Origin of the sequence: Pseudonocardia ailaonensis (genome assembly GCF_039531635.1) — a bacterium.
Lineage (GTDB): Bacteria > Actinomycetota > Actinomycetes > Mycobacteriales > Pseudonocardiaceae > Pseudonocardia > Pseudonocardia ailaonensis.
The window spans coordinates 239517-245721 of the sequence record NZ_BAAAQK010000007.1 but is presented as its reverse complement, the minus strand read 5'-3'; the positions used below and the strand labels follow the sequence as shown (position 1 = coordinate 245721).

6 protein-coding genes are annotated in these 6205 nt (G+C 76.4%); 1 reads left to right on the top strand and 5 read right to left on the bottom strand.

Features of this window, described 5'->3' with window-relative positions:
- Positions 1–118: 118 nt before the first annotated feature.
- Positions 119–1213 (bottom strand): glycine cleavage system aminomethyltransferase GcvT, encoded by a 1095-nt coding sequence (gene gcvT, locus ABD324_RS15850; protein ID WP_344417252.1) that lies wholly within the window; start codon positions 1211–1213, stop codon positions 119–121.
- Between the two features lie 95 nt (positions 1214–1308).
- Entirely contained in the window at positions 1309–2691 is a 1383-nt protein-coding gene (locus ABD324_RS15845) for an APC family permease (RefSeq protein WP_344417250.1), read from the bottom strand.
- 130 nt (positions 2692–2821) lie between these two features.
- On the opposite strand from ABD324_RS15845, the gene ABD324_RS15840 reads away from it, so the two are divergent.
- On the top strand, positions 2822–4309 hold the full coding sequence (locus ABD324_RS15840) for a leucyl aminopeptidase (protein ID WP_425565857.1): 1488 nt from the start codon (positions 2822–2824) through the stop codon (positions 4307–4309).
- A gap of 171 nt (positions 4310–4480) precedes the next feature.
- On the opposite strand, the gene ABD324_RS15835 is transcribed toward ABD324_RS15840, so the two are convergent.
- The 3 genes from ABD324_RS15835 to ABD324_RS15825 all read right to left on the bottom strand — a co-directional run.
- A complete protein-coding gene (locus tag ABD324_RS15835; protein WP_344417248.1) occupies positions 4481–5296 on the bottom strand; it encodes an SDR family NAD(P)-dependent oxidoreductase in 816 nt (271 codons plus the stop codon).
- A 22-nt stretch (positions 5297–5318) separates the two neighbouring features.
- The gene (locus ABD324_RS15830; protein ID WP_344417246.1) at positions 5319–5987 is read right to left on the bottom strand and encodes a response regulator; all 669 of its coding nucleotides are present in this window, start codon (positions 5985–5987) and stop codon (positions 5319–5321) included.
- On the bottom strand, positions 5987–6205 hold a 219-nt coding region (locus ABD324_RS15825; RefSeq protein WP_486362876.1), incomplete at its 5' end, for an ATP-binding protein. The genes ABD324_RS15825 and ABD324_RS15830, both read right to left, overlap by 1 nt.

Genomic DNA, 6205 nt, shown 5'->3' with positions numbered 1-6205 from the left:
GGCGCGCCGCTCGTCGGACACCCGGGACGGACTCTGCTCAACCACGAACTGCGCCGCGCTCATGACCGAAACGGTAAACCCCGGGGCAAGCGCGGACTTCAACCGGTCGGGTACCCGACTATCGGACGTGGGAAGGCACGAAGGGCGGCTTGACGACCTCGGCCTCCAGGGCCCGCCCCCGGACGTCGACCGTGAGCACCTCCCCCGCCTCCACCCGGGCCGCGGTGTCGATCAGCGCGAGCGCGATGCCCGTCCGCAAGGTGGGTGAGAAGGTGCCCGACGTGGTCCGCCCGACCTCGACGCCGTCGCGCAGGACCGCCATGCCGGCGCGCGGCACCCCGCGGCCGGTGGCCCGCAGCCCGCGCAGCCGCCGGGCCGGGCCGGCCTCCTTCTCGGCGAGCAGCGCCGCGCGGCCCCGGAACGCCGGCTTGGACCAGCCGACCGCCCACGAGCTGCCGGCCTGCACCGGGGTGATGTCGAGGGAGAGATCCTGGCCGTGCAGCGGGTAGCCCATCTCGGTGCGCAGCGTGTCCCGCGCCCCCAGCCCGCACGCCGCACCGCCCAGCGGCGCGGCACCGGCCAGCAGCCCGTCCCAGACCGCGGGGGCCGCGGCGGCGGGGACCAGCAGCTCGTAGCCGTGCTCGCCGGTGTAGCCGGTGCGGCAGACCCGGACCTCGCCGGCGTCGGCGAAGGCCATGTAGTCCAGGGCGCCGATGCCCGGGAACCCGGCGAACATCGTGCCGAACAGCTCGGCGGAGCGCGGCCCCTGCACGGCGATCACGGCGAGGTCGCGGTGCCGGTCCGTGATCGTGACCCCGGCCGGCGCGGCCTCGCGCAGCAGCGCGGCCACCGCGGCGGAGTTGGCGGCGTTGGGCACGAGGAGCACCTCGTCCGGGCCGACGAGGTAGGCGATCAGGTCGTCGACCACGCCCCCGTTCTCCGCGCAGCACAGCGTGTACTGCGCCTGACCCGGCGTGATCCGCCCGAGGTCCGCGGTGAGGCAGGCGTTGACGAACTCCGCCGCACCCGGGCCCGCGACCAGCAGCTTCCCGAGGTGGCTGACGTCGAAGACCCCGACGGCCGCACGCGTCGCGGTGTGTTCCGCGACCGTGCCCGCGGGGTAGCTGATCGGCATGGACCAGCCGCCGAACGCGCCGAGGGTGGCGCCGAGGGCGACGTGCTGCTCGTGCAGGGGTCCGGAGATCAGGTCCACCCGCGAGACCCTAGTGCCGGGTCCTGGGCGGCGGTGCCGGGTCCTCGGCGCGCTGACAAGATCGGGCCACTGCGCGCCGCCCAGCCGGCACTCTCCTAGGCCGCCTGCTCGTCCGGGGGCGCCGCCCCCTCCTCCTCGACGACGGGCCGGCGGCGCATCCGCAGGGCCCACAGCTCGCTCGGGACCCAGCCGACGGCGATCAGGCCGAGCGTGATCAGCACCGACACCGGCGGCAGGAACGCGGCCAGCCCGAGGCAGGCCACGAGCCCGACGACCGGGATCCAGCGCGGGCCGGCGAGCTGCGGCAGGCGCAGCACGGCGGCGTGCACCAGCGCGTAGTGGATCAGCAGGGCACAGGCGGCGAGCGCGATGGACGCGACCGGCCCGGCCAGCACGGCGACGACGATCGCCAGCCCGGCGCCGAGGACGTCCGCCCGCCAGGCGGCACCGGAGCCGCAGCGGCGCGCCAGGGCGCGGGGCAGGTCGTCCCGGCGGGCCATCGCGCCCGCGGTGCGGGTGAGGCCGATCAGCAGGGCGAACAGCGTGGATCCCGCGGCGACGGCCGCGCCGATCCGCACCAGCACGCCCAGAGCCGGCGCCTGCCCGGTGTCGACGAGCGCGACCAGCGGCGAGTGCTCCGCGCCGATCCGGCTGCTCCCGAGCCCGACCAGCAGCGCCGCCGCGACCGCGAGGTAGGCGACCGCGCAGATGCCCAGCGCGATCGGCACCGCGCGGCGCAGGGTGCGGACGGGGCTGCGGATGTCCTCCCGCGCGGACGCGGCGTCGGCGAACCCGACGAACGCGAAGAACACGAGCCCGGCCGCCGACAGCACGCCGAGCACACCCCGCGGCGGCGTCACCGCGGGCACCGCGACCCCCGAGGCCAGCGAGTCGCCCCCGGTCGCGGCGGCGGCCGACACCCCGGCCGATCCGCCACCGGGCCCGAGCAGCCCGACGACCACAACGACCACCAGCACCGCGAGCGTGCCGCCGGCGATCAGCCAGGCCGACCGCGCCGTCGTCCGCACCCCGACGATCGCCATCGCGCTGGCCGCGACGATCACGACGATCGCCGCCGCCAGCGGGTTCGAGGGCAGCACGTAGGCGCCGAACACCCCCGCGGCGGCCGCGGCGGAGGCGATCCCGCCGATGAGCAGCGCGATCCCGGCGACCCGGCCCGCCGCGGGGTGCAGGCGTCGGCGCGCGGCGACGTAGCCGGCGGTGTGCCCGGAGATCCACGACGGGCCGCCGCGCGAGTCCGGGCCCCGGTGGGCCATCGCGAGCTCCGAGGTCGAGAGCACGCAGCACCCGGCGACCGCGGCGGCGATCAGCACGGCCAGCGGCAGCCACGGGCCCGCGGCCGCGCCGGCCGGCGAGAAGACGATGAACACCCCGGAACCGAGCATCCCGACGACGCCGAGCACCACGACGTCCGCGATGCCCAGCCGGCGACCGAGTCGGGGCGGGGTGCTTGCCACGTCCACCACCATGGCATCCGACCCTGCGCGAGTCGGCCCCGCGCCGGTGTCATTAGCATTTCGAAGAGGTCTCGCCGCCCCGATCGGGGTGAGGAGGGTCCCACTTCCGCGATCCGAGGAGAGTTCACCCGTGGCCGTCAGCACCCCTCCCGCGACCACTGTCGCGCCCCTCGAGGGCTCCCCCGCCACCGCGGAGGTGGACGCGGTCGTCGTCGGCCTGGTCCCCGGTGACTCCGGCGAGAGCGGCCCCGTGCTCGCCCCCGGCGCCGAGCTCGTCGACGCCGGGTTCGACGGCGGCCTCGCCGCACTGCTGGCGACGGCCGGGGCGACCGGCAAGGCGGAGGAGGTCGTGCGGCTGCCGTCGCGCGGTGCGGTGCGCGCCCCGCTCGTCGTCGGGGTGGGGCTGGGCAAGGCGGTCACGGCGGACGCGGTGCGCCGGGCCGCCGGGGCCGTCGCACGCTCGCTGTCCGGGACCGCGACGATCGCGGTGGCCACCCCGGAGCCCGCCGCGGCGGCCGAGGGGGTGCTGCTGGGCGCCTACCGCTTCACCGCGTTCCGGTCCGAGCCCGGTTCGGGCAAGGCGCCCGTGTCGTCGGCGCTGGTCGCGGGCCTGGACGCCGCCGGCACCGAGCGGGCCGCCGCGATCGGCGAGGCCGTGCACACCGCCCGGGACCTGATCAACACCCCGCCGAACGCGCTGTACCCGGAGACGTTCGCCGCCCGGGCCGCGGAGATCGGCGAGGCGGCGGGGCTGACCGTCGAGGTGCTCGACGACACCGCCCTGGCCGAGGGCGGGTTCGGCGGGATCCTCGGGGTCGGGCAGGGATCGTCGCGGCTGCCGCGGCTGGTCCGGCTGACCTGGGCCGGAGGTGCGGCGCCGGCCAAGAAGGTCGCGCTCGTCGGCAAGGGGATCACGTTCGACACCGGCGGCATCTCGATCAAGCCGGCCGCGGGCATGGACCACATGACCTCGGACATGTCCGGTGCCGCCGCCGTGATCGCGACGGTCGCGCTGGCCGCCCGGCTGAACGTGCCCGTCGCGGTGACCGCGACCGTGCCGATGGCCGAGAACATGCCGTCGGACACCGCGTACCGGCCCGGCGACGTCCTCACGATGTACGGCGGCAAGACCGTCGAGGTGCTCAATACCGATGCCGAGGGCCGGCTGATCCTGGCCGACGCGATGGTCCGCGCCGCCGAGGACGCCCCCGACTACCTGGTCGAGACCTCGACGCTGACGGGCGCGCAGATGGTCGCGCTCGGCAACCGCACCGCGGGCGTCATGGGCTCCGAGGAGCTGCGGGACCGGGTCGCCGCGCTGGGCCGCGAGGTCGGCGAGGACGCCTGGGCGATGCCGCTGCCCGAGCACCTGCGCGGCGAGCTGGACTCGCGGGTCGCGGACCTGGCCAACGTCACGGGCAACCGGTTCGGCGGGATGCTCGCCGCGGGGATCTTCCTGCGGGAGTTCGTGGCGGACGGGCTGGCGTGGGCGCACATCGACATCGCGGGCCCGTCCTTCAACACGGGCGGCCCCTGGGGCTACACGCCCAAGGGCGGGACCGGCACCCCGATCCGCACCCTCCTCGCCCTCCTCGAGGACATCGCCGCGAACGGATAGGCCTGTGAGTGGCAGCCGGGGAACGGTCGCCGGCGGAGCCGGCGGGGTGGGTGAGCGGAGTCGCTGTGGCGACTAGTGCCACTCACGAGGTACGAGGGCCGGGCGGGCCCTCGGCGGCCCGAGGCACGGCAGCTCGGGCGACGCAGGTGGTCGGGCCGGCGGGGCGCTGGGTCAGCGGGTGGGTTCCTTCCGGATCCTCGCGGCGCCGACCCTCCTGAGCAGGGGTTCGGCCTTCATCAGGTGCGACGGGGCGAGGGTCGAGAGGCGCACCATCGCACCCCGCCAGCCGGGAACCGTGCGGACCACGCGGCTCGTCCCGAACATGCCGACCAGCGCCCGCGCCACCTGCTCCGGGGTGAGCAGCACCCCGGAGCGGACCAGCGCGCGGCCCTGGCCGTCGGCGGCCATGCCGGAGAGCAGGGCGGTGTCCGCGCCGTCCGGGTTGACGGTGTGCACGCGGATGCCGTCGGCGCGCAGCTCGCTGTGCAGCGACATCCCGAGCGAGAGCACCGCCGCCTTCGTCGCGGCGTAGACCGAGAGGCCGGGGACCGGTCCGAGCCCGGACAGCGAGGCGACCAGGCCGATCTCGCCGTCGGTCCGCTGCGCGCGGAAGGCCGCCGTCGCCGCCCGGACGCCCCACAGCACGCCGAGCAGGTTGATCTCCACCAGCTTCCGGACCTGCGCGTCCTCCAGGGCGGAGACGGTCCCGTCGTCGCCGACGCCGGCGTTGGCCACCCACGCGCCGAGCGGCGCGAGCTCGCGGGCCGCCGCGGCGACGGCGTGGGCGGCCTCCGGGTCCGTGACGTCGTAGGCCAGGCCCTTCGCGCCGGGGATCGTGGCGGCGGTGGCCTCGGCGGCCGCGCCGTCGACGTCCGTGACGAGGACGCGATACCCGCGCCCGGCGAGCTCCCGGGCGATCGCCCGCCCGATCCCCCGCCCCGCGCCGGTGACGACGGCGGAGCGGCTACCAGCAACGATGGTGGTCACGCCGGGAGACTAGCGCGGCAGGTTACCCGCCGGTAGCAGGCTGGACGAGACCCGTCTCGTAGGCCAGCACCACGGCCTGGGCGCGGTCGCGGAGCCCGAGCTTGGTGAAGATGCGGCTGACGTGCGTCTTCACCGTCTGCTCGGCCAGCACCAGCTCGGCGGCGATCTCGGCGTTGGACAGCCCGCGGGCGACCAGGACGAGCACCTCGGTCTCCCGGGCGGTCACGCCGTCGAGGGACTTCGGCGGCCCCGGCTGCGCGTGGACGAAGTGCCCGATCAGCCGGCGGGTCACCCCGGGATCGAGCAGCGCGTCGCCCGCCGCGACCACCCGCACCGCGTGCAGCAGCTCGGCGGCGGGGGCGTGCTTGAGGAGGAAGGCGCTGGCCCCGGCGCGCAGGGCGTCGTAGATGTGGTCGTCGAGATCGAACGTGGTGAGGACGACGACCCGCGGCGGGTCCTCGCGGGCGAGCAGGATCCGGGTGGCCTCGATGCCGTCGAGCTCGGGCATCCGCACGTCCATGAGCACGACGTCCGGGCCGCGGCCCTCGGCGGCCAGCGCCGCGACGGTGTCGACGGCGATCCGCCCGTTCTCCGCGGTCCCGACCACCTCGAGATCGGGCTGGGCGCCGAGCAGCGCGGCGAACCCCTCCCGGACCATCGCCTGGTCGTCGACGACGAGGACCCGCGTCATCAGCCCTCCCCACTCGGCAGCTCGGTCGGCAGCACGGCGTGCACCACGAATCCTCCCTCCCCGTCCGGCCCCGCCACCAGGGTGCCGCCGTGCAGATCGGCGCGTTCCCGCATCCCGTTGAGCCCGGTCCCGCCGCCGGGGCGGCCCGCCGCCCCGCTGTCCGGGCGGCCCGCCGCCCCGCTGTCCGGGCGGCCCGCCGCCCCGCTGTCCGGGCGGCC